This window comes from Nonomuraea aurantiaca (assembly GCF_020215705.1).
Lineage (GTDB): Bacteria > Actinomycetota > Actinomycetes > Streptosporangiales > Streptosporangiaceae > Nonomuraea > Nonomuraea aurantiaca.
Genome location: NZ_JAIWNB010000034.1, coordinates 1 through 19,230, shown reverse-complemented (window position 1 = coordinate 19,230; position 19,230 = coordinate 1). Strand labels below are relative to the sequence as shown.

The window sequence follows — 19,230 nt, the reverse complement described above, 5'->3', positions numbered from 1 at the left end:
CCTGCTGCGCTGACCTGGTAATACCGCCCCGTTCCGGGAGGGTTGCTCGTTGTCGGTCTGGGGTCAAGGATGATGCCTCATGGATGAGGACGATGGTTCCTCCGACCGCTTCACCGTCTCGATCGGGCTGCACGAGACCTTCATCGTCGCGCGCGTGGCCGGCGAGCTCGACTACAACTCCGCGGGTCTGTTGCACCGCCAGGTGAAGGACGCCTGGCAGACGACGCAGTCGGCGGGGATGGTGCTGGATCTGAGCGGCGTGACGTTCTGCGATTCCATGGGCGTCGGCGTGCTGGTGCTGCTGCTCAAGCAGAGCCGCGAACAGCAGAGCAGCCTGGTCTTGTCGAGCATCCCGCGCCCGCTGGAGCGCATCTTGACGATCACCGGCCTGCGCACCGCGTTCCAGGTGGAGTCGTCGGTGGAGGAGGCGATTGAGACGGTGCAGCCGCCGCCCGGGCCTAAAGGCACCTGAACAGCAGGCCGACCGGTCATAGGCCGATCTGGCTGGAGACGCAAGGACCATGTCACGGGCGCCGTCACGGGCGCCTGGGAACCGCACGTGCTGAAGCCCAGATGTCCATTGGCGTGCGAAACGTCATCACACCTGGTAGGTGGCATGAATTGCGGAGATGCGTGGCCGGCGGCAACGAGCGCGATCAAGTCGCGCTCTCGCGCACCAAGACCCGGTCAGCCTCACGCTGCCGGGTCTTCTCACACCGCCGGGGGCTAGTGTCCGGCCGGGCGGTCGCGCGCGTTGTTGATGCGCAGCGCCTCGGCGAGTTGGTCTTCCAAGATGATGATCCGGCAGGCGGCTTCCACGGGGGTGCCCTGATCGACGAGTTCCCGGGCTCGCGCGGCCAGCCGCAGTTGGTAGCGGGAGTAGCGGCGGTGGCCGCCGCCGGAGCGTTTCGGCTCGATCAGTTTCGCCGCGCCCAGCGCCCGCAGGAACGTGGGGCTGACACCGAGCATCTCCGCGGCCGCCCCCATGCTGTAGGCGGGGTAGTCCTCATCGTCGAACCGATCCTCGAACCCCTCTTCGGCCCTGAATCCAGCCCTGGACCCGGCCGTGTTCGCAGTCCTGCCGTGAGTGAGCGTGTCACCGTCGGCAGCCGAGCGACGTTGATCCATACATTCCTTTCCGTTTACGCACAGGGGCCCCGGCGCCTGTCGCGCCGGGGCCCCGAAGAGTTCAAACACCATCTACCATCTACCGGCCATCTGGCCGGCTTACTGTTTTCCGCTCCGCCGTACTGTCCGGCGGTGATGCGGGGATCGCGGATGCGTGACCGGAGACCACCTGCCTATCTGTGGAACTGCGGTACCCGAGCGGCGAGACACAGCCGACAACGGGCGATCCCGATGGCGTTCAACACTCCCTTCATCTCTATCTTCGCGACCTATTGTCCAACTTCACCTACGGCAGCGCGTCCACGATCAGGGCCCCTAACCATTGCGCTGGCCCGTCACGTCCGACCTTCTGCCACCTACCAACTGCTACTGCAACTTCACTTGCGGCAGCGCGTCCACGGTCGGGGCCCTTAACTACTGCGCTGGCCCGTCACGTCCGACCCTCTGCCATCTACTTCCACTTCATCTTGCTCCGGGCAGTTCATCGTGGTGCCAATACTTCCGCTGCCCAGTCGATCCGTCCTTGCGATGTGAGAAACAATAGCCTCAGCGGCCACAAATGTCTACTGCGGCGAACACAGGTTTTCGGGGTCGGACGCGGCAGCCTTCCAGCGGCGCCGTTGACGAGCGGAACGCCGTTACACCGGTGGCCGTCCACCTGCTGAACTACCCGAACCACGATCGCGGCTCCCCTCAGGGATGAAGCGGTCCATCCCGCTGGTCGTCGCCGTGGTGGTGGCGGAGGATGGGCGATGTGGTGGGCAAGGCCCGTCGCATGCACGGTTCCGAGGGGGCGGCGGCGCAGCAATGCGCCGTCGCTACCTGACCCCGGTGCAGCAATGCACCGGGGCTACCCGGCGAGAAGGACGCCGTTGAGAGTCGTCGGGGGCAGAGTGTTTGCGCTGGAGAGGGGAAGGGTGTCGGGCGGAAGGGTGACAGGAGGCCGCCGTGACCGTGCTCGCGATCTTTCTCCTCCTCATCGGGACGATCCTCGTCCTCCTGGGGACGATCCTGATCGGCATCGGTGCGACCCTGGTCCTGCTGGGGATTGTGTTGATCGCCCTTGGGGCCTTCTTGCTGATCCGGAGAGAATGAGACGCCGCAGCCGGTAACTAATACCCTTGAGTTGCTTGAGGCTCTGTGAGCCTCAAGCAACTCAAGGGTTATTAATTAGTTATCAACGCCGCCAACCGGCTGGCAGCCGCAGGAATGATCGTGTTGACGCTGGCGCTGGCCTGGACCAGCGTCGAGATTCAAGGCGTCGCCGCAGATGAGTTCGCCCCTTGGACGCGCGAGTGGGTAACCGGGTGGCTGATCGGACCGGCAGTGTCACTGCTCGTACTGGCCGTGTTCGGCACCCGCATCTACCTGATTACGCGCGGTCAGCCGATCCGCTCGCCGAAGCTAATACGGATCGAGCGGCTCTTCCTCGCGGCGATGCTCGTCCTGTGCGGCTGGCCCCACCTGCCCTGGGTCGCCGACACGTTCAGCCTCTGGGGGCTGGCGCTGCACGTCCCGGCGCCGGTCGTCGCGATCGCCGTCGTAGCCGGCCTGCCGGTGATCCTCACCAACGGGTGGACGGATGACGGGCTCAACGAGCGCGGCGGCGCTGCCTGATCGCGACAGCGGCGCGCTCGAACTCATCGCGCCAGGCCGTGCAATCGGCCATCTCCGAGTCCACGATCAGCCCGTCGAAGTCCCACGGCGAGGTCGAGGAGGGCGCGGTGATCGGCGGGCGTGCGGTCAGCGATGCGGGTACTGTGCGTTCTCGCCGCGCCCAAGACGACATGCGCGAGCTTTCCCGGTTCGCGCACCCGCATGAGAGACGGACGCCGGTGGCCGAGCTGAGGCGCCGCATCCGTGAGGCGGTCCAGACATGACCGACACCACGAGCACCGAGGCGGCCGCGCGGGATGTGCTCGGAGCGGCCAGCCGCCGCGCCGGGCTCGACGCGGCCGGGGCCGAACTGATCCGGCTCGGCGAGAACGCACTGTTCCGGCTCCCCGGCGGCATCATCGCCCGCATCACCCGCTCAGGCCAGACCGCCGCCGCGGCGCGCGAAGTGGCCGTGGCCAGGTGGCTGGACGCCAACGACGTATCCGCCGTGAAGCCGTGGCCCGACGTCGACCAGCCCGCCGAAGTGGACGGCCGCGCGATCACCTGGTGGGGGGAACTGTCGGCGCACCGGCACGGGACCGCGCTGCAGGTGGCCACCGCGCTGCGGCGCCTGCACGACCTGCCGCCGCCGTCGTTTGACGTCGGCCGCCTGGACCCGTTCGTTCGCCTGGCCGACCGCATCGAGCGCGCCGCCACGCTCAACGACGCCGACCGGCGGTGGATGCGCCGCCACCTGAACGAGCTGGAAGCCCACTACGCCGAACTGCCCAAGGGGCTGCCCGAGTGCGTGGTGCATGGCGACGCCTGGATCGGCAACGTCGTCTCGACTGACGACGGCGATGTGGTGCTGCTCGACCTTGAGCGCTGCTCGGTTGGCCCCCCGGAGTGGGACCTGACTTCCACGGCCGTGAAGGCGTTCACGCTGGCTGGCATCACCGTCGAGGACTACGACGTGTTCGTGCGGGCGTACGGGCACGACGTCACCGCGTGGGCCGGGTTCGAGACGCTGCGGGACATCCGCGAGTTTCGAATGACGTGCATGGCTGCCCAGGTCGCGGCGGAGAACCCGACGCGGCACGACGAAGTGATGCTACGGCTGGCATGCCTGCGTGGCGAACGCGGGTCGCGTCCATGGCGTTGGATGCCAGTTCCCTAATCACGGCTGGCAGTGGCAGACCACCAATAGCACGCTGACGGGCAGACGGATCCCCGCGAGCGTCCCCTGCTAATCCTCGAAGGTGGAGTACGCCCACAAGGGCGGCGATCAAGGAGCAGCCGAGTGAGCGTCGAGCAGCAAGTAATCACCGACGAGCAGTGGCAGCACGCCCGCACCATCTGGGATTACCACCAGATGCACCACGACCTGCGTCGGTGCGATGTGGCCATCGGCCTGGGCAGCCACGATCTGGGAGTCGCGCGTGCGGCGGCCGAGCTGTACCGCGCCGGCTGGTTCCCGCTGCTGGTCTTCTCCGGCGCCACCAGCCCCACCACGGCGGCCCGCTTCCCTCGGGGCGAGGCCGTCCACTTCCGCGAGCACGCGCTGGAGCTCGGCGTGCCTGACGAGGCGATTCTGCTGGCATGTGCGTATCATCCAGATCTTCGATCCGGCCTGGCGCGGATCGAGGATGATCTCGACGTCGCCACGGAGCCGCTCTGGGTCGAGGCGACAGTTCAGCCTGTCGAGGGGCGTGAGCTGTGATCAGCTCCCGCGATGAGCTTTGCGTGAAACGCCCATATCCGTCTTCGGGTGAGCAGTGTTGACTGGCGGTGTCCGGTCACCTGTCTTCGGGCGGGATGCGCCGGCGATACCCGGGGCGGAGGCGGTCGTGTCCGCCGAGGCAGTGATGTGGGTGGCCGTCATCAGCGGGGTGATGGTGGTGGCGTCGGCCGTCGGCTTTTTCTGGCTGCGGAGGCGCCGTGACCGCCTTCGCGAGCGATTCGGCCCCGAGTACGAACGCACTGTTGCCGCTGCGGGCAACCGCAGGGCGGCCGAGCGTGAGCTGCGAGCCCGTCGAATGCGATCGGGTCCACTCGATATACAGCCGCTCGATCCCGACTCACGCCGCGGCTATGCCGAGAGGTGGGCCGCGGTTCAGGAGCGTTTCGTGAATGAGCCGGGTCCCGCGGTCAGCGAGGCCGATCTGCTGGTGCGGGCCGTCATGGCCAAGCGCGGCTATAGCACCGAGGACTTCGCGCAGCAGGTTTCCGACTTGTCGCTGCGACACAGCCGCACCCTGGAGCACTACCGCCAAGCCCATGAGATCAGCGGGCGCGCCGGGGACGGTTGGGTGTCAATACAGGAACTGCGACAGGCCATGACGCATTATCACGCCTTGTTCGATGACCTCATCGGCGGCGATCAGTGGACTCTCCGGGCTCGGGCTGCCGTTTGAGCACCCCTGACACGCCCGCACGGAGCTGCGAGTCCCCGCCAGTAAGGTCGCGGTGCTCAGGAGGCCGCGAGCCGGAAACACGATTGATGGATCCACTCCGTGGTCGTGCCACGGAGAACTCACGGAGGTGTCAGACCGATGGCGTTACCTCATCAGGAGAGCCAAAGCCGCCTTCTCGCCAATGGCGACTCCTCTGCCGGGACGGCCGAGAAGAGCGGCGCCGACGAAAGCCACAAGGAACGCATCGATCGTGAATTGTCCGAGCTCCTGCAGGGGCTGAGAGTCATGGTGACCGGGGTACAGGTGCTTTTCGCCTTCCTGCTGGCGATGCCGTTTCAGAGTGGCTTCGCCAAGGTGGACACCTCGGGCCATTGGTTGTTCTTCATCGCGTTGACAGGGTCGGCCACCGCCTCGGTCTGTTTCATCACGCCCGCTGTTCAGCACCGGTTGCTGTTTCGTACCGGGCTGAAGGAGAAGATCGTGCATCGCGCCAACGAGCTGGGCCTCGTCGGCGCCGTATCACTGGCGGTCGCGATTACCGCCGGAGTGGCTTTGGTGGCCGAGGTTGTGCTCGGCAATTGGCTCGCCATCGTGTTCGGTGCCGCTGCGGCGCTGGCGACCTGTTGGCTGTGGCTCCTGCAGCCGATCGTCGACCTGCGCCGCCAGGCAACGACCAACCCGCCGCAGACAACACACAACGAGGACTAGCCGGGCGGCGGTACGCAGGCCCCGAGGTGCTCGGCGAGATACGCCCTCCAACCCCTTCGTAGGAGAGTACATGGACATTGATGTCGCCGAACGTGAACACCTGGCGGTGGATGAACTGAAGGCACGGTTGGCCGGAGCCTTCGCCCGCAGCCATTCGGCTGAACGGGTACATTCTGCGGTGGTGGTGGCCCACCACCGTTTCGATGGGCGGCCGATCCGTGACTTCGTTCCGATCTTCGTCGAGCGGATCGCCAAAGAAGACCTGCGCCGGTCCGCTTCCTAGCACTGATGTCTCTGCGCGCCCGAGGAAGTCCAGGTTGCCGGGCACTTCCAGTCAGCGTCTGCCACCGGGATGTGGATACGGGCGTTGTCAGCCAACGCCGTGCGCGCCCAGACGAGCGCAGCGGTGAGGTCCATCCCGTGCGGGATGCGGTCGGTGGGGGTGTAGCTGAGCCATTGGTCGATGAGCCGGCCCAGGTGTTCGGGGACGTCCGGGGTGAGGTGATCGGCGCGTTCGGGCCGGGTTCCGGCTTGCATCAGGTGGCGGACCTGAAGCAGATCGGCGTCGGCGCCGATGGCGGTTTCGATCTCGCGTCGCAGCGGTGCCAGGCCGGTCAGCAGCCAGTAGGCCAGGGCGCCGACGCCGTACAGGTCGGACAGGCCGCTGGGGGCGGCGTCGGTGGCGCCGAGCTGCTCAGGGCTGGCGAACCATTTGGTGCCGCCGGGGGATACCGTCGAGACGCTCTTGCCGGCCTGGTGCAGCTGGGACATTCCCCAGTCGATGATCCTGATGTTGGTGGGGCCGTCCAGCACGATGTTCTGCGGCTTGATGTCCAGGTGGATGATGTTGCTCAGAGCGGCGGCCTGCAGCCCGGCCAGCACCTGATCCAGGACCTGCAAAGCCCACGTCAGCGAGACGCCGGCGCCTGCCCGCTTTTGGAGATGGAGGTTGAGGCTGCCCGGCTGGTAGAGGGGCGAGATGAGGTAGACCGCTTGGGATCTGCGGTCTTGGCCGGAGCCGATGATCTGCCCGATGTGCGGGTGGTTCAGGCGCATGCCGCGTACTTCCCGCAGGAAGGCGCGGAACCGTTGGGAGTCGTTGTTGGCTTGGTGGAACACCTTGGCCACGACGGTGGTGGCGGGGTCGGCGAGTTCGTAGGCCATGTACAGGGCGGCCATGGCGCTGGCGTCGGCGTTCAAGGGGGCGTAGATGCGCCAGCGGTCGTTGAGCACCATGATCGGCACAGGGACGTCGCCGTCGCCGGGTGCGGGCGCCGGCTGCGTGGCCTGGTCTGCCTGGCTCCTCCGCCGCGGCGGGTGCTGGCTGCGCGCACGCTGCAGCTTGGCCGAGGCGATGATCTGTGCTGAGGCGATGATCTGCTCGGCGTCGGAGCGGGCCTGGGCGATGATCGCGGCGGCCTCGATCTGGGCTTCGCGCACCACCTGATGGCGTAGCGGGTCCACCTCGGTTGTTGCCACGGCGGGTAGACCAGGACGAGGCCGAGCGGTCGTCCCGGTGCCGGCTGGGAGAACAGACATAGGCGCACGAAGTCTTAGCGCGCTGCCGCAGGGCCGGACCCGACCCTGCCCCAGACCCCGCCCGTACCCGTGCCGGGGGTGGTGCCGTACATCGGGAAGCTGCAGTCCAGGCCGGTGAGGCGCAGCACCTTGGCCACATGCGGGCGGGGCGCGGCCAAGCCGAGGGCGATGTCCAGGGATCTGGCCTGGCGTTGGACGCCGACAAGGACGCTCAGCCCGGCGGCGTCGCAGAACGACACCCCGGACAGGTCGAGGATGAGCATGCTGGTGCTGTGTTGCAGGGCGCGCAGCAGGCGTTCGCGCACCGCCTCGCGGGTGGCGAGGTCGAGCTCGCCGCGCAGGTGAACGATGGTGGCGGCAGCAGGGATGAGCCACAGACCTGCCCCAAGGCGGAGGTGGAGGGTGGTCATGGGGTTCTCCGATCGGGGGCATCACAGGATGCGGGCCTCGCGGCGATAGGGCTTCGCGAAGAGGTCGAACGAGGTCGGTGACCGTGCTGCGCAGGTGGCCGGCGGCACAACGCCGGGGGCATCCCTCGGGGATCGGTGGCACATGAGTGAGCGGAGCCGTTTAGCCGGGGTGCGTCGGTACCTGCAGGTGGAGGCCGGGCGTCTGGCGCCAGCCGGTGAGCTGGAGCAGGCGTCGCAGCTGTGGGGGCGCTGAGCGCAGCGTTAGAACATGGTCTCCGCCGTCGTGCAGAGCGGCGGCGACGCTGACCAGGGCGCGTAGCCCGCCGACGTCGATGAACGCCAGGCCGCTCAGATCGACACAGAAGCCGCGGCCGCTCGCCATCGACCCCAGCGCCTGCCTCAAGTCGGGCAGGGTGGAGTGGTCGAGTTCGCCCTCGATCCACAGGCCCGCACGATCGGCAAGTGGGGTGATGCGCAGGAGCTGGTCGGTGGCCGTGACGGGGACGGCCCTGATGGGTGCGGTCGTGATGGGGGTGAGCGCGGTCACGAATCGTTCGACCAGGGCGGCGATCACGGAAGCGGGGGCGCTGGCGGCGTCCTTGGTGCTCATGCCGGGCTCCTACAGGGGAGTACGGGAGACAAGAGGGCCGCAGGGTCGAAGCGGCGGCGTGAACACGTTGCGAGGATGCCAGCGTGAGCAGTGTCGTACGGTGCAGTGACCTGATCATCCAGCAGGCTCGACGGAGCGGAAACCACCGATGTCAGCCAGGCTTATCACCAGTGGCGATCACCGGCCAGGGGCTGGTCGGGTGAGAGTAGCGGGACCTTGCCCGAAGAAGTGCCGATCTCCCGGCCCCGGGCACCGACATCGGCCCGGGGGTACGCTCATCGGTTCCAGTGATAACCGGCCTGATCTTTGCTCATTTCCCCGCCATAGGCCGGGGAGGACACTGGGACTCCAAGCCGCCTGAGCGCGGTGAGTGTCCGTCTGCGCGAGGTCATGGCTGACGGGCAGACGGATCAATGGTCTGCCCGGGTGATGGCAGAGCGGGCGGTGAAGGGAAATCGCTATGAGTCTTGGTAGGAAGATCCGAGATAAGGCGCAGGTTGTCAAGGGCTGGGCTAGGCAGCGTTTGGGCCGCGCCACCGACAACCAGCGCCTCCAGACTGAGGGCAAGACCGATCGGGTCATGGGCAACCTGAAGCAGGCCGGCGGGAAGGCCAAGGACGCCTTCAAGCGCTGACTCCCTCTGGGCAGGCTGCCCGGCGGGGCCGGGCCGCGAACCGGTCCCGCCCGGATACTGCCACACCCCACGATGAGCCGTGCGACTCGCCGTTCCCCCTCATCGCCTCCGACACTTCCGCGCAACGAAAAGATGGAGACAGAAGCGATGCGCTTCGCGTCGATAGTGCTCATCCTGTGGCTGATCGCCGGCGCCGTCGCGGCGGGCCAACGTGGCTACTACACAGGACCGGTCGAGAACTGCAACCAGGTGGCCACCATCGCCGTAACGGTCCTGGCAGGCCCGCTCAACTATCTTGGTATGAACCCGAAGATCGCCTGCCAGACTCCCAAGCCCAGCAAGTAGTGGCAGGGCTGTCAAAGCCGCGCGAGGGTCGAAAGTGCAGGAAGACGGTCCATATCGGCGCTGCCCGGTTGAGGGAGGGGTGGCGGGCATGGAACTGCGCCAGTTGCGTTATTTCGTGACGCTGGCCGAGGAGCTGCATTTCGGCCGGGCGGCTGCCCGTGAGCACATCGTGCAGTCCGCGCTGAGCCAGCAGGTGCAGCGGCTGGAGCGCGAGCTGGGGGTGCGGTTGCTGGATCGCAGTACCCATCACGTCGATCTGACTCCCGCGGGCGCCGCCTTCCTCGTCGAGGCGCGCCAGATCCTCGACCACGTGGGACGGGCCAAGCAGGTCGCGCGCAACGCCGTCGCGGTAACACCGACGCTTCGGGTCGGCATCATCGACGCCGGCTACGATTCAATGCCGCAGATCCTGCGTGAGCTCCAGCGCAACCATCCCGGCATCACGATCCATCAGGTCGAGGCGGGCACCCCCGAGCAGTACCGGCAACTGGCCGACGGGCGCCTGGACATCGGCATCGGGCATGCCTCGCAGGTTCCGCACGAAGTGGCCTCCGAGCTGATCAGGCTCGATCCGCTCGGCGTGCTGGTGCCCGACGACCACCGCTTCGCCGGCCTGGACGCCGTGCCCGTCGCCGCCCTCGCCGACGAGCTCCTGCTGCTCGGCGAGGAGAGCCAGACACCGGAGCTCAACCAGTTCGTCATCGAGCTGTGCCGCTCGGCCGGATTCGCGCCCACGATCTACGAGGGGACCGTGGAGAGCACCCGGGCCGCCGCCGACCTCGTCCTCCAGCACCGCTGCGTGTACTGCATCCCTTCCTCCTCCCACACCTCCAACCGGCCGGGCACCACCTGGCGGCCGCTGACCGAGCCCGTCACGTACTATCCCTGGTCACTGTTGTGGCACGACGCCAACGCCTCGCCCCACGTCGCCGCCGTCATCGACAGCGCCCGACAACTCGCCCAACGGCTCGGCTGGCTGCAATCCGTCGCCCGGCCCACCGAACCGATACCCGGCGCTCCGATAGCCACCAGTCGCAGCGATGAGCCTGTGTGATGCGCCGGGGTTTCAATGCCGGTCGCGCCGCGGTGCTCCTTCTCCTGCTGATCGGTTCTGGAGATGGCTCCTTTGCGGATCGCCTGTTTCCGCCCCGTACGCGTGGGTGTTGGCTCAAGGCGAACGAGTACGACCGTCGGCCCCAGCAACCCCGCAGCGGCCGGCCCCTGCTTCGACCGGTCCGGAAGACCGATCCCGCGCAGACATCGATGCACCGCCACAGGGAGTTCGGTCATGGGCATCATCGCTTGGATCATCCTCGGACTGGTCGCCGGACTGCTGGCCAGAATGCTGGTCCCCGGTAAAGACTCGCAAGGCTTGATCATCACCTTCGCGCTCGGCATCGCCGGGGCGCTGCTGGGCGGTTTCGTGGCCACCAAGGTGTTCCACGTCTCGGGCATCCAGGGCTTCTTCAACCTGTCCACCTGGATCTGCGCCATCGTCGGCGCGGCAGTCCTGCTGCTCGGCTACAACCTGATCATCGGCCGGCGTTCGGGTCGCTGGGCCGGCCGCCGATGACCCCGCCCCACTCACCCCGCGGCTCAGGTGTCTGCCGCGGCAGGGGTAATGCGTGATGCCCATTGCCGCGGCCATCGCGGTCATCGTCTTCGGCGCCATTCTCACCTTCGCCGTGGCGGACGGCTCGGCGGGCGGCTTCAACCTACGCATCGTAGGTGCCGTCTTGATGCTCGGCGGCACCGCCGCCTTCTTGCTGCCTCTGCTGCTGCGCAGTCGGTCACGCTGGAGCCAGTCCACCGTCCGCAGCCGCCAGGACGTCATCGACGACCGGCCGCCACCCACCCTGATAGACCTGCCCGACCACGACGGCAGACGGGGTGGAACCCGCAGGGCGGCCCCGGACGATCGTCGCCTGTGAAAAGGGAAGCGCCAAGACCGTACCGGTGACCGCTTCCGATCTGAAGCCGTGCGGAACGCCCGTGCCGGCGGCGGCCGGTACGCCGCGGCAACTCCGATGGGCGGTCAGGACCAGGCGGCACACCGGTATCGGCGTGCCGCTGCTCAACCTATGTCCAACCGTTGTCTTTGCCCCGTCCTCGCCAACGTGCGCGAAGGCATCGACATCTCCAGGAGGCAGACATGCGCAACGACCACGTACGCCTTGACAAGCGCCTCGACGAATTCGCCGACACACCGCCGCTCCGGCCCGTACCTGTCCCCGTTCAGGAACGCGACAGCGCTGAGGAGGCCCCGCCGACGACACCGTCTGACAAGCTCGTCTTCGACCTGTCGGCCCAGCCACCACCCGCACCGCCGGCACCAGCGGTGTCTCTGCTCGACAGCGACCCGGCCGGTGTCCATGACCGCTGGCGCGACCTTCAGACGGCCTTCGTCGACGATCCCCGCGATGCGGTGCAACGCGCCGACTCGCTCCTGGACGAAGTGATGGCCTCAGTCCATCAAGCCCTGGAAAGCCGCATCCGTGAGCTGCAGGACCTGTGGAAGAACTCCGGCCACAACGACACCGAGCAGCTGAGAATAACCCTGCGCTCCTACCGCGACACCCTGCACCGGCTGCTGCCACTCACCGACGCCTCCGACCGTGATGACGCGTAACGGTAACCCCGTCCCGTTGGTGCGGTTGAACACTGACTCCGGCCGTCCTCCACGTCCCCCGATCTTGGCCGTCCTTGTCCACCGACGGATCGCCGGGCGTTTGCCAGGCAACCGGAAGAAAGGATAAAGGATGGCCGTCCTGGACACTGGCCTGGAACAGATGACCGCCGAAGAGCTCCTGATCGAAATGGTCCGGCCGCAGATCTCGGAAGCGCACAAAGCACGGCTGCGCGAGCGGCTGGTTGAGACGCACGCCTGGATGGCCAAGTCCCTCGCGCGCCGCTACCGCAACCGAGGGGAACCCGTCGATGACCTCCTCCAGGCCGCCTACGTCGGCATGGTCAAGGCCATCAACGGGTTCGACGCCGGCCTCGGGCACGACTTTCGCCGCTACGCGGCCGTCACCATGGCGGGTGAGGTCAAACGCCATTTCCGGGACCATGCGTGGGCCATCCGGGTTCCCCGCGTCTACCAGGAAGGCCGCTCGAAGCTGAACAAGCTGTCCGCCGACCTCAGCCAGAGCCTGGGCCGCTCGCCTACCGTCGCCGAGCTGGCGCTCGAGATGGGCCTGTCGGAGGAAGACGTCCTGCTGACGATGGACGCCTCGGCCGCCTACAGCACTCTGTCGCTGGATGCCCCCGTCAACAACGACGGCGACTCCTCCAGTCTGGGCGACTTCCTGTCCCAGGACGACGAAGCACTGGACACCGTCATCGGCCGGCAATCCGTCAAGGCGCTCATCGACGCCCTGCCCACGCGCGAGAAGCACATCCTACTGCTGCGCTTCCACGGCAACCAGACCCAAGCCGAGATCGCCGCTGAGTTCGGACTCTCCCAAATGCATATCTCCCGCATCCTGCGCAACGTCCTGGGCCAGCTACGCAAGGCGCTGACCGACTAACCGCACCTGGAGGTCTGTGATGACGGTGAAGAGCGGGGTCAAGTCCGCGGGCCGCCAGGCGGCCTCAAGCCGCTGGCTTGAAGGGCTCGCCCGAGGAGGGTTCGTGGCATGCGGTGTCAACTACCTGCTCATCGGCGTGCTGGCCGTACAGATCGGCGTAGGCGCCGGCGGTGAGGCGGCCGACACCTCAGGAGCGATGCGTGCCGTCATCGCCTACCCCGGCGGGTTGGTGCTCTTGTGGCTGGTAGCGGTCGGTTTCGCGGGGCTGGCATTGTGGCGGCTGGCCGAGGTGGTCTACGGGCAGGCCAGCCCGAACGGCCAGACAGTCACCAAACGGCTGGCGTCGCTGGGCCGTGCCGTCATGTACATAGCCCTGTGCATCGGCATTGTCACCTTCCTGCTCGGCGTCGGAAGTCAGCGGTCGGGCAACAAGCAATCCAAGGATTTCACCGCGATCCTCATGAGCTTTACGGGCGGCCGATGGCTGGTCCTGCTGGTCGGTCTAGGCGTCGTCGGGGTGGGCCTCAGCATGATGGTGGAAGCCGTCCGCAGAAAGTTCGTCGACAACCTGCACATGACACAGATGAGCGCGCGCACCCGCAAGACCGTCCAGGCGCTGGGGATCGTGGGCATCTTCGCGCGTGGGAGCGTGTTCGCCGTCCTCGGCGTGTTCCTCGTCGTCACCGCCGCCACGTTCGATGCGAAAGAGGCCCAGGGGCTGGACGGGGCGCTGCGCAAGTTCACGTTGACGCCCCTTGGCCCCTGGCTGCTGGTCGCCGTCGCGCTCGGCTTGGTCACCTTCGGGTGTTACTCCTGGTTCGAGGCGCGCTGGCGCAAGACAGAGCCCGGCTAGACGACCTCACCGACCTAACCATCAGACCTGCGCCCCGCCGTCGAGCCGGGGTGCTGGATCCAGTGGCGCCGCTGAGCGGATTTGGTGATCGGCGGCGGCGATGAGCCTTGCTGGCTTCGCCCGTATCCGGGCGGCGGCGATGGGCGTTAACTGAGGGGGTCCGGCCGCCGGCCTGAGGCGGTGTGCCGCGATGGGTGCTCGGGAGCCTGGCTGCTCGCAGCACGCTCGCCAAGGCGTCTTCGGGTCTTTGGAGGACATCGTGGCCACCGTTCAGGCCAGTACCGCAAGCAATGCCGCTCCGGTGGTAGCGGGCCCAGCGCTGGTGGTCTTTCCCGGCCTGACGTCCTTGGCCAGGCAGGCCGCCCCCCGCCTGCTGGAGGCGGTGATCGTCCCTCTCACGCTGTTCTACACTGCATTGGCCGTCTTCGGCCTGTACGGCGCGCTGGCCGCGGTGCTCGCCTGGGCCTATGGCAGCGTGGCCTGGCGGCTGCTCAGGGGCAGCACGGTCTCCGCGAGCATGATCCTGGCCACGATCGCGATCACCGTACGCGTCGCGCTGGCGGCCTGGAGCGGAAACGCGATCATCTACTTCCTGCAGCCCGAGCTGGGCACACTCTGCTTCAGCATGGTGTTCCTGGTCTCCGTCCGGCTGCGCCGTCCGTTGGTGGGCAAGCTGATCGGCGAATACGTCCGGCTGCCCCGGGCGGTCATCACGCACGAGCGGGTCCGCCGCTGCTTCGTCCAGCTCACCCTGCTGTGGGCACTGATCCTGTTGCTGAATTCGACCTTGAGCATCTGGCTGCTGCTGCACGCGACGCTCGGCACCTACCTGCTCGTCCGCCCCATCGCCGTCGCGGTCATCAGCGTGCTCGCCTTCACCTGCTCGGTGACGCTCTTCCTGCGGGTGCTGCGCCGACTCGGCATCTCTGCCAGAGCCGACCAAACCCGTCACCTGCCGACGAACTCCAGCACGATCCGCGCTCGGCCAGGATCGTCCGTTCGGGGCCTGAGGGTAGCGCCACCTCCCTGATCGCGACGTCGCGCGGCAGCAGCTTGATGCGTCCGCGCCAGACGGTCCCCAGTCCGCCCCTGCCGAGGGGTTCGAACAGGCGGTGACGGCCGGCGATTAATCGCTCGTCCGGCCTGCCTGTCCGCTGCTGTGGGGTGCAGTGGCAGCCCCGGTCGGAAGGGAAGCTCACGCCTGTGGCGCGCCCTGCACGGCCCCGCATCAGCTCCTTCTCCTCCGCCAGCCGGTGCAGAGGCCAGCGGTACCGATGCCCGACCGGTGCAGGGCGAGCAGGCATAGCCCAAGGAGCACGAAGAAAACTCCGTCGAGCCCGGCGAGCGAGACGTTGAGCAGGTCGAAGAGCAGGCCGAGTCCGAAGATGATGGCCGCGATGGTTTCGATCATGGTCACCGCGTCCCGTGGCCATCGGCGTCGTCGCGCAGCAGCAGTCTCCAGAGCCGTCGCCCTGAAGCGACGGCTCGCCGTGGGCTGGTGTCGTTTGTCGTTGACCCTCGTCGGCCCCGATGAGGAGGTCGTCGAACAGGGCGCGGTAGTGCTGCATGGCCTGCCGTAGATCCTCGGTGGTTGCCTCGTCCCGGGCGGCGCGTCCACTGATCGCGTGCGCCTGCCTATATCGGTCCAGGGTGGGGCCGTGAGTGACCGACAGATCGGATACCGTCGTCCCCGCTATCGCTGCTGGTGATGGGGCTTGCTGCGATTGCCTGTTTCCGCTGATTCGCCGATCACGTTGACTGAGGTATGAGATCAGTCGGCGCACCTTGCGTCGCTGTCGCCGTGAGGGGGTCGTGATGACCCTGGACGCAGAAGGTATGCAGGTAACCGGGCGGGCCGCTCTGAACGGTAGCGCGCCGCGCTGCAATCACCTCGACACGCTGATGGTTGTGGAACGCGGATCACCCGAATGCAAGGAATGCCTGGTCCTCGGCTGGGCCTGGACACGCCTCCTGGCCTGCCTGACCTGCGGATGGGTGGCCTGCTCCGACGATTCTCCCGGCAGCCACGCCCAGGCGCACTACCAGGAGACCGATCATCCGGTGGTCGCCGCGATCGAGGCGGGCTCGAGCTGGCGATGGTGCTATGTGCACGGGCGAACCGTGTGAGCGGGACGAGAAAAGCCCTCGGGCAGAGGCCTTCGGCTACCGGCAACCCAAGTGGGCTGACCTGGGCGTTTCGAGCGGCGTCTCCAGGGCAGCCGTGATCTCAACAGCAGATGAGGAGGCGTCACATGACCGCCGGGACTCTGATCTGGGTGGCCGTCGTCGTGGTAGTGGTGGTGGCCATCGCCGCAGTCGCGTATCTCGCACTACGGCATCAGCGCCGTAGCCGCCTCCGTGAACGGTTCGGCCCGGAATACGAACGCACGCTGGCTGGGCAAGAGAACAGGGGCGCGGCCGAACAGGAGTTGCTCGCCCGTGAGGAGCGCGTCGCCGAGCTCGACATCCGACCGCTGGCGCCCGAGAGCCGGCAGACCTATGCCGTGCGCTGGACCGAGGTGCAGGAGCGTTTCGTCGATGCTCCAGGTTTCGCGGTGACAGAAGCCGACCAGCTGGTGACTGCGGTCATGGCCGAGCGCGGCTACCCGATCGAGGACTTCGAGCAGCGGGTGTCCGACCTTTCGGTGGGACACGGCGACACCCTTGACCACTACCGGCAAGCCCATGAGATCAGCGGCCGTGTGGCCACGAAGAAGGCCTCGACGGAGGAGTTGCGCCAGGCGATGGTCCACTACCGCTCTCTGTTCGAGGAACTCCTCGGCGAATCGCCGGTGAACGACCGCGCCTCCCGCCGCGATGCGGCGACGGGCCGCGATGACCAAGACGAACGCACCCTCCGTCGCGATCCCGGAGGACGGTGACGACATGGACCCGCGCAAGCACGAAGACGAAGATCTGCAATCGCCGCGGCAGCGCGACACCACGGTGTACGAGGGCGACACCCCGATGAAGGGCCCTGGCCCTGCGCACAACCTGCAACAGGAACAGACCCACGGGAATGCCCCCGGCTCGGTGGAGGAGCCGACGGGCCACCAGGCCCAGGGTCCAACCGACCCCGACGTCGGAATCCAGGACAGGCGGTCCACGGGCCCCAACGCCGCCGACGTGCCGGTCGAGCCCGAACCCGCCCCCGCCCGGGCGCATGCCGTACCCCCACAGAGCCCTGCCCTGTTCGACCAGGATCTTGACCAGGCGCACACGCGCTGGCGAGACCTGCAGGCCACGTTCGTGGACGACCCGCGTGAGGCGATGGAGCGGGCGGATGGGCTGGTCGAGGAGATCGTCATCACGCTCACCGGCTCGCTGACCACGCGCACGAGCGAGTTGCGCGACCGGTGGAAGAACGCCGACCAGAGCGACACCGAGCAGCTCAGGCTGGCTCTTCGCGACTACAGGGCCATGCTCGAACAACTGCTCGCGATGTCCGGCCCCGGATGAGGCCCGGCGCGCATACTCGGCGACCTGCAGAACTACCTACGTTTCTGCTGTTAGCCGGCGGCCAGTTCACCCGCTGGCCGCCCTTGAGGGTTGTTCTGCGCCTGGCGGCGCTGCTTCACCTCGGCGATGCCCTCGACGACGGCCGCGTTATGGCCGGCCTCGAGGTCGGGGGGTGAGCTTGGCAGGACCACCCATTACCTGTACTCCTTACGGCGAGCGGCCAGAAGCCGATGAGCATGAGCGGCGCTCCGATAGGCGACGCCTGGGTCAGCCACGCCTCGCGTACGAGGGCGCGAGGCGCTGCCGCATCCGCGTCCACGACCTCCGCCACACCCACGCCACGATCCTCATCGCGGGCGGCAAGCCATTGAAGATGGTCGCCGAGCGCCTCGGTCACGCCGACCCAGCCATCACTCTCCGGGTCTACGCTCATGTTATGCCCGGCAATCAGCGAGAGGCCGCCGACTGGTTCGCGGCCCTGGTTTAGAGCGCGTGACCCGCGTGCCTCGGACCCACAAGTATCAGCGGAGTATCACGGCTCGTTCTGGAGGCAGAAATGAAGATGCCCCGAGCCTGTGACCTGCACATTCTCGGGGCTTCTTTGGTGTCCGAGGGGGGAGTCGAACCAATTGCACACCACTTCACTCTCACCACCAAGTTCCTGTTGGGACAGGGGTGAATGGTGGAGCCGAGCCTTCTTGCGGTGCGTCACATTCAGCGTACGACCATCGGCGGGGTTGTGTTGCTGGCCGGGATCGCGGCCGTCGTCTCTTTCCGTCACATGCATGAACTGTGCCTGCGTCATGGTGAGGACCATTTCGCGGCGGTGCTCATCCCGCTCGCGGTGGATGGCGCCATCGTTGTCGCGTCGATGTCCATCCTGCTGGCCAACCGGTACGGCTCTCGCGGCGGCGCACTGGCTTGGGGCCTTCTCGTGGTCGCCAGCCTGGCCAGTCTCGGCGCGAACATCGCGGTTGCCGAGCCCAGCATGATCGGCCGCATCATCGCTGCCTGGCCGAGTGCCGCTCTTATCGGCAGCTATGAGCTGTTGATGTCCCAGGTCCGTCGGTTGTCAGCGACCTCTAGCCGTGTGCAGGAGCGCGAGGAGACGCTTGCGGCCGGAGGGTCGGACGTCCCTGAGGCCGGAGACGAGACCTGTGGCGCTCTGGCTCTGCCTGTGGACCGAGCCGGGCGCCCTGACAACGAGATCACGAGTCTTCATCGCTCTGCCTGGCGTTGGGCGCAGGAGAACCGACGCCCGGATGGAGCTCTCCCGTCCGGGAAGGTCATCGCTACGCAGTTCTCACGTAGTCCTCGTTGGGGACGCTGGATCAAGAACGCTGGTTTGGCGGGGGATCTGGGATGATGCTGTCGGCTTCGATTGGCGCTGAACTAGGCCGGATGCGGATGCGGCTCGCTTGTCGGTGACGGTGGTGCGGCAGCTCACGGATGCGAAGTGATGTGAGCTATCGATACTCGGCGCCCAGGCTGTGCCCCCCCAATTGGGAGCGGCTGACCGCCGCTCCCGGGTTCATGTTGTTGTATCCCGTTTGGCTGGTTAACGCTGAGTGATCCACCAGATAGCCAGAGTGATGGGAGCGGACACAACGGCGGTTACGGTTCCATGGACGGCTGCGGTGATCACAGTGCGGACCAGGCGGTGCAGGAACGGATGATCAAACACTGTGGAATCTCCTGACGGTTCGAGCTCTGGCCTGTAGGCCGGAGACGTTGCCGTCATTACGGATCTCCGGATGGTTTCCGGCTTCCCCCTCCGGCCTGACACGCGTGCCTGCAAACTGGTGGCCTGGGGAGGTTCGCGTGGCATGGATTGTCCGGATGGTTATGTCATCCGGAGCGATCTGGCCAACACAGCGGATGGCGTCCCATCGAGTGGTGTAGTTCGTGACGATCAGTCACCGAGGTCTGGCAGAAGGTGAGCCATCGTGTGACGGTCGAAGGGAAGCGCTCATTCTTCCCGGAAGGACACGCTCACGATGGCTC

28 protein-coding genes are annotated in these 19,230 nt (G+C 66.9%); 22 read left to right on the top strand and 6 right to left on the bottom strand.

All coding sequences use genetic code 11. The features are described from left to right. Positions 1-79: 79 nt before the first annotated feature. Positions 80-472 (top strand): STAS domain-containing protein, encoded by a 393-nt coding sequence (locus LDL49_RS47460; RefSeq protein WP_225301536.1) that lies wholly within the window; start codon positions 80-82, stop codon positions 470-472. Between the two features lie 254 nt (positions 473-726). Here the strand turns inward: LDL49_RS47460 and LDL49_RS47455 are convergent, their stop codons facing one another. Further along, positions 727-1,128 carry a helix-turn-helix domain-containing protein gene (locus LDL49_RS47455; RefSeq protein ID WP_225301535.1) on the bottom strand — a complete coding sequence of 134 codons (402 nt, stop codon included), beginning with the start codon at positions 1,126-1,128 and terminating at the stop codon, positions 727-729. A gap of 948 nt (positions 1,129-2,076) precedes the next feature. On the opposite strand from LDL49_RS47455, the gene LDL49_RS47450 reads away from it, so the two are divergent. The 7 genes from LDL49_RS47450 to LDL49_RS47420 all read left to right on the top strand — a co-directional run bounded on the left by LDL49_RS47450 (position 2,077) and on the right by LDL49_RS47420 (position 6,129). Next, positions 2,077-2,223: a hypothetical protein gene (locus tag LDL49_RS47450; protein WP_225301534.1), complete on the top strand. Its 147-nt coding sequence runs from the start codon at positions 2,077-2,079 to the stop codon at positions 2,221-2,223. A 120-nt stretch (positions 2,224-2,343) separates the two neighbouring features. Continuing rightward, complete coding sequence (locus LDL49_RS47445) at positions 2,344-2,745, top strand: hypothetical protein (protein ID WP_225301533.1); 402 nt, start codon at positions 2,344-2,346, stop codon at positions 2,743-2,745. A 259-nt stretch (positions 2,746-3,004) separates the two neighbouring features. Then, positions 3,005-3,901 carry a phosphotransferase family protein gene (locus tag LDL49_RS47440; RefSeq protein ID WP_225301532.1) on the top strand — a complete coding sequence of 299 codons (897 nt, stop codon included), beginning with the start codon at positions 3,005-3,007 and terminating at the stop codon, positions 3,899-3,901. A gap of 123 nt (positions 3,902-4,024) precedes the next feature. Continuing rightward, positions 4,025-4,444: a YdcF family protein gene (locus LDL49_RS58810; protein WP_308016283.1), complete on the top strand. Its 420-nt coding sequence runs from the start codon at positions 4,025-4,027 to the stop codon at positions 4,442-4,444. Between the two features lie 127 nt (positions 4,445-4,571). Then, entirely contained in the window at positions 4,572-5,138 is a 567-nt protein-coding gene (locus LDL49_RS47430; protein ID WP_225301531.1) for an EF-hand domain-containing protein, read from the top strand. 138 nt (positions 5,139-5,276) lie between these two features. Beyond that, the gene (locus LDL49_RS47425) at positions 5,277-5,846 is read left to right on the top strand and encodes a DUF6328 family protein (RefSeq protein WP_225301530.1); all 570 of its coding nucleotides are present in this window, start codon (positions 5,277-5,279) and stop codon (positions 5,844-5,846) included. Between the two features lie 70 nt (positions 5,847-5,916). After that, entirely contained in the window at positions 5,917-6,129 is a 213-nt protein-coding gene (locus LDL49_RS47420; protein WP_225301529.1) for a three-helix bundle dimerization domain-containing protein, read from the top strand. Here the strand turns inward: LDL49_RS47420 and LDL49_RS47415 are convergent. The 3 genes from LDL49_RS47415 to LDL49_RS47405 form a co-directional block, all read right to left on the bottom strand. Beyond that, positions 6,126-7,325 carry a protein kinase domain-containing protein gene (locus tag LDL49_RS47415; RefSeq protein WP_225301528.1) on the bottom strand — a complete coding sequence of 400 codons (1,200 nt, stop codon included), beginning with the start codon at positions 7,323-7,325 and terminating at the stop codon, positions 6,126-6,128. The genes LDL49_RS47420 and LDL49_RS47415 overlap by 4 nt on opposite strands. A gap of 74 nt (positions 7,326-7,399) precedes the next feature. Further along, the gene (locus tag LDL49_RS47410) at positions 7,400-7,795 is read right to left on the bottom strand and encodes an STAS domain-containing protein (protein ID WP_225301527.1); all 396 of its coding nucleotides are present in this window, start codon (positions 7,793-7,795) and stop codon (positions 7,400-7,402) included. Between the two features lie 160 nt (positions 7,796-7,955). Continuing rightward, the gene (locus tag LDL49_RS47405) at positions 7,956-8,405 is read right to left on the bottom strand and encodes an STAS domain-containing protein (RefSeq protein ID WP_225301526.1); all 450 of its coding nucleotides are present in this window, start codon (positions 8,403-8,405) and stop codon (positions 7,956-7,958) included. 460 nt (positions 8,406-8,865) lie between these two features. On the opposite strand from LDL49_RS47405, the gene LDL49_RS47400 reads away from it, so the two are divergent. The 9 genes from LDL49_RS47400 to LDL49_RS47360 all read left to right on the top strand — a co-directional run bounded on the left by LDL49_RS47400 (position 8,866) and on the right by LDL49_RS47360 (position 14,797). Next, a complete protein-coding gene (locus tag LDL49_RS47400) occupies positions 8,866-9,039 on the top strand; it encodes a CsbD family protein (protein WP_225301525.1) in 174 nt (57 codons plus the stop codon). Positions 9,040-9,186: 147 nt separating this feature from the next. Beyond that, positions 9,187-9,384, top strand: a complete 198-nt coding sequence (locus tag LDL49_RS47395) for a hypothetical protein (RefSeq protein WP_225301524.1) — start codon at positions 9,187-9,189, stop codon at positions 9,382-9,384. Positions 9,385-9,472: 88 nt separating this feature from the next. Next, complete coding sequence (locus tag LDL49_RS47390) at positions 9,473-10,438, top strand: LysR family transcriptional regulator (RefSeq protein WP_225301523.1); 966 nt, start codon at positions 9,473-9,475, stop codon at positions 10,436-10,438. A 234-nt stretch (positions 10,439-10,672) separates the two neighbouring features. Then, positions 10,673-10,957, top strand: a complete 285-nt coding sequence (locus LDL49_RS47385) for a GlsB/YeaQ/YmgE family stress response membrane protein (RefSeq protein WP_225301522.1) — start codon at positions 10,673-10,675, stop codon at positions 10,955-10,957. Positions 10,958-11,009: 52 nt separating this feature from the next. Then, a complete protein-coding gene (locus tag LDL49_RS47380; protein WP_225301521.1) occupies positions 11,010-11,315 on the top strand; it encodes a hypothetical protein in 306 nt (101 codons plus the stop codon). A gap of 221 nt (positions 11,316-11,536) precedes the next feature. Further along, positions 11,537-12,013 (top strand): hypothetical protein, encoded by a 477-nt coding sequence (locus LDL49_RS47375; RefSeq protein WP_225301520.1) that lies wholly within the window; start codon positions 11,537-11,539, stop codon positions 12,011-12,013. A gap of 130 nt (positions 12,014-12,143) precedes the next feature. Next, positions 12,144-12,914 (top strand): SigB/SigF/SigG family RNA polymerase sigma factor, encoded by a 771-nt coding sequence (locus LDL49_RS47370; protein WP_225301519.1) that lies wholly within the window; start codon positions 12,144-12,146, stop codon positions 12,912-12,914. A gap of 103 nt (positions 12,915-13,017) precedes the next feature. After that, positions 13,018-13,767, top strand: a complete 750-nt coding sequence (locus LDL49_RS47365; protein ID WP_308016282.1) for a DUF1206 domain-containing protein — start codon at positions 13,018-13,020, stop codon at positions 13,765-13,767. 259 nt (positions 13,768-14,026) lie between these two features. After that, a complete protein-coding gene (locus tag LDL49_RS47360) occupies positions 14,027-14,797 on the top strand; it encodes a VC0807 family protein (RefSeq protein ID WP_225301517.1) in 771 nt (256 codons plus the stop codon). A gap of 198 nt (positions 14,798-14,995) precedes the next feature. Here LDL49_RS47360 and LDL49_RS47355 read toward each other — a convergent pair whose 3' ends face one another. Beyond that, on the bottom strand, positions 14,996-15,178 hold the full coding sequence (locus tag LDL49_RS47355) for a hypothetical protein (protein ID WP_225301516.1): 183 nt from the start codon (positions 15,176-15,178) through the stop codon (positions 14,996-14,998). Positions 15,179-15,582: 404 nt separating this feature from the next. Between LDL49_RS47355 and LDL49_RS47350 the strand changes: the two genes are divergently transcribed. From LDL49_RS47350 to LDL49_RS47340, 3 genes are all read left to right on the top strand, one after another. Then, positions 15,583-15,894 (top strand): UBP-type zinc finger domain-containing protein, encoded by a 312-nt coding sequence (locus LDL49_RS47350; RefSeq protein WP_225301620.1) that lies wholly within the window; start codon positions 15,583-15,585, stop codon positions 15,892-15,894. A gap of 125 nt (positions 15,895-16,019) precedes the next feature. Further along, positions 16,020-16,649: a hypothetical protein gene (locus LDL49_RS47345; RefSeq protein ID WP_225301515.1), complete on the top strand. Its 630-nt coding sequence runs from the start codon at positions 16,020-16,022 to the stop codon at positions 16,647-16,649. Then, a complete protein-coding gene (locus LDL49_RS47340) occupies positions 16,603-17,226 on the top strand; it encodes a hypothetical protein (RefSeq protein WP_225301514.1) in 624 nt (207 codons plus the stop codon). The genes LDL49_RS47345 and LDL49_RS47340 overlap by 47 nt, the downstream gene beginning before the upstream one ends. A gap of 50 nt (positions 17,227-17,276) precedes the next feature. Here the strand turns inward: LDL49_RS47340 and LDL49_RS47335 are convergent, their stop codons facing one another. Further along, on the bottom strand, positions 17,277-17,417 hold the full coding sequence (locus tag LDL49_RS47335) for a hypothetical protein (protein WP_225301621.1): 141 nt from the start codon (positions 17,415-17,417) through the stop codon (positions 17,277-17,279). Here LDL49_RS47335 and LDL49_RS47330 point away from each other — a divergent pair. Both LDL49_RS47330 and LDL49_RS47325 read left to right on the top strand, forming a co-directional pair. After that, complete coding sequence (locus LDL49_RS47330; RefSeq protein WP_225301513.1) at positions 17,399-17,713, top strand: tyrosine-type recombinase/integrase; 315 nt, start codon at positions 17,399-17,401, stop codon at positions 17,711-17,713. The two genes, LDL49_RS47335 and LDL49_RS47330, sit on opposite strands and share 19 nt — an antisense overlap. Positions 17,714-17,905: 192 nt before the next feature. After that, positions 17,906-18,592: a DUF2637 domain-containing protein gene (locus LDL49_RS47325; protein WP_225301512.1), complete on the top strand. Its 687-nt coding sequence runs from the start codon at positions 17,906-17,908 to the stop codon at positions 18,590-18,592. Positions 18,593-19,230: the final 638 nt, after the last annotated feature.

Excerpts from the sequence above, each read along its gene's own strand:
- LDL49_RS47460 (WP_225301536.1), top strand. The coding sequence starts at position 80 with ATGGATGAGGACGATGGTTCCTCCGACCGCTTCACCGTCTCGATCGGG.
- LDL49_RS47455 (WP_225301535.1), bottom strand. The coding sequence starts at position 1,128 with ATGGATCAACGTCGCTCGGCTGCCGACGGTGACACGCTCACTCACGGC.
- LDL49_RS47440 (WP_225301532.1), top strand. The coding sequence starts at position 3,005 with ATGACCGACACCACGAGCACCGAGGCGGCCGCGCGGGATGTGCTCGGA.
- LDL49_RS47425 (WP_225301530.1), top strand. The coding sequence starts at position 5,277 with ATGGCGTTACCTCATCAGGAGAGCCAAAGCCGCCTTCTCGCCAATGGC.
- LDL49_RS47420 (WP_225301529.1), top strand. The coding sequence starts at position 5,917 with ATGGACATTGATGTCGCCGAACGTGAACACCTGGCGGTGGATGAACTG.
- LDL49_RS47410 (WP_225301527.1), bottom strand. The coding sequence starts at position 7,795 with ATGACCACCCTCCACCTCCGCCTTGGGGCAGGTCTGTGGCTCATCCCT.
- LDL49_RS47405 (WP_225301526.1), bottom strand. The coding sequence starts at position 8,405 with ATGAGCACCAAGGACGCCGCCAGCGCCCCCGCTTCCGTGATCGCCGCC.
- LDL49_RS47400 (WP_225301525.1), top strand. The coding sequence starts at position 8,866 with ATGAGTCTTGGTAGGAAGATCCGAGATAAGGCGCAGGTTGTCAAGGGC.
- LDL49_RS47395 (WP_225301524.1), top strand. The coding sequence starts at position 9,187 with ATGCGCTTCGCGTCGATAGTGCTCATCCTGTGGCTGATCGCCGGCGCC.
- LDL49_RS47390 (WP_225301523.1), top strand. The coding sequence starts at position 9,473 with ATGGAACTGCGCCAGTTGCGTTATTTCGTGACGCTGGCCGAGGAGCTG.
- LDL49_RS47385 (WP_225301522.1), top strand. The coding sequence starts at position 10,673 with ATGGGCATCATCGCTTGGATCATCCTCGGACTGGTCGCCGGACTGCTG.
- LDL49_RS47375 (WP_225301520.1), top strand. The coding sequence starts at position 11,537 with ATGCGCAACGACCACGTACGCCTTGACAAGCGCCTCGACGAATTCGCC.
- LDL49_RS47370 (WP_225301519.1), top strand. The coding sequence starts at position 12,144 with ATGGCCGTCCTGGACACTGGCCTGGAACAGATGACCGCCGAAGAGCTC.
- LDL49_RS47355 (WP_225301516.1), bottom strand. The coding sequence starts at position 15,178 with ATGATCGAAACCATCGCGGCCATCATCTTCGGACTCGGCCTGCTCTTC.
- LDL49_RS47350 (WP_225301620.1), top strand. The coding sequence starts at position 15,583 with ATGACCCTGGACGCAGAAGGTATGCAGGTAACCGGGCGGGCCGCTCTG.
- LDL49_RS47345 (WP_225301515.1), top strand. The coding sequence starts at position 16,020 with ATGACCGCCGGGACTCTGATCTGGGTGGCCGTCGTCGTGGTAGTGGTG.
- LDL49_RS47340 (WP_225301514.1), top strand. The coding sequence starts at position 16,603 with ATGACCAAGACGAACGCACCCTCCGTCGCGATCCCGGAGGACGGTGAC.
- LDL49_RS47325 (WP_225301512.1), top strand. The coding sequence starts at position 17,906 with ATGGTGGAGCCGAGCCTTCTTGCGGTGCGTCACATTCAGCGTACGACC.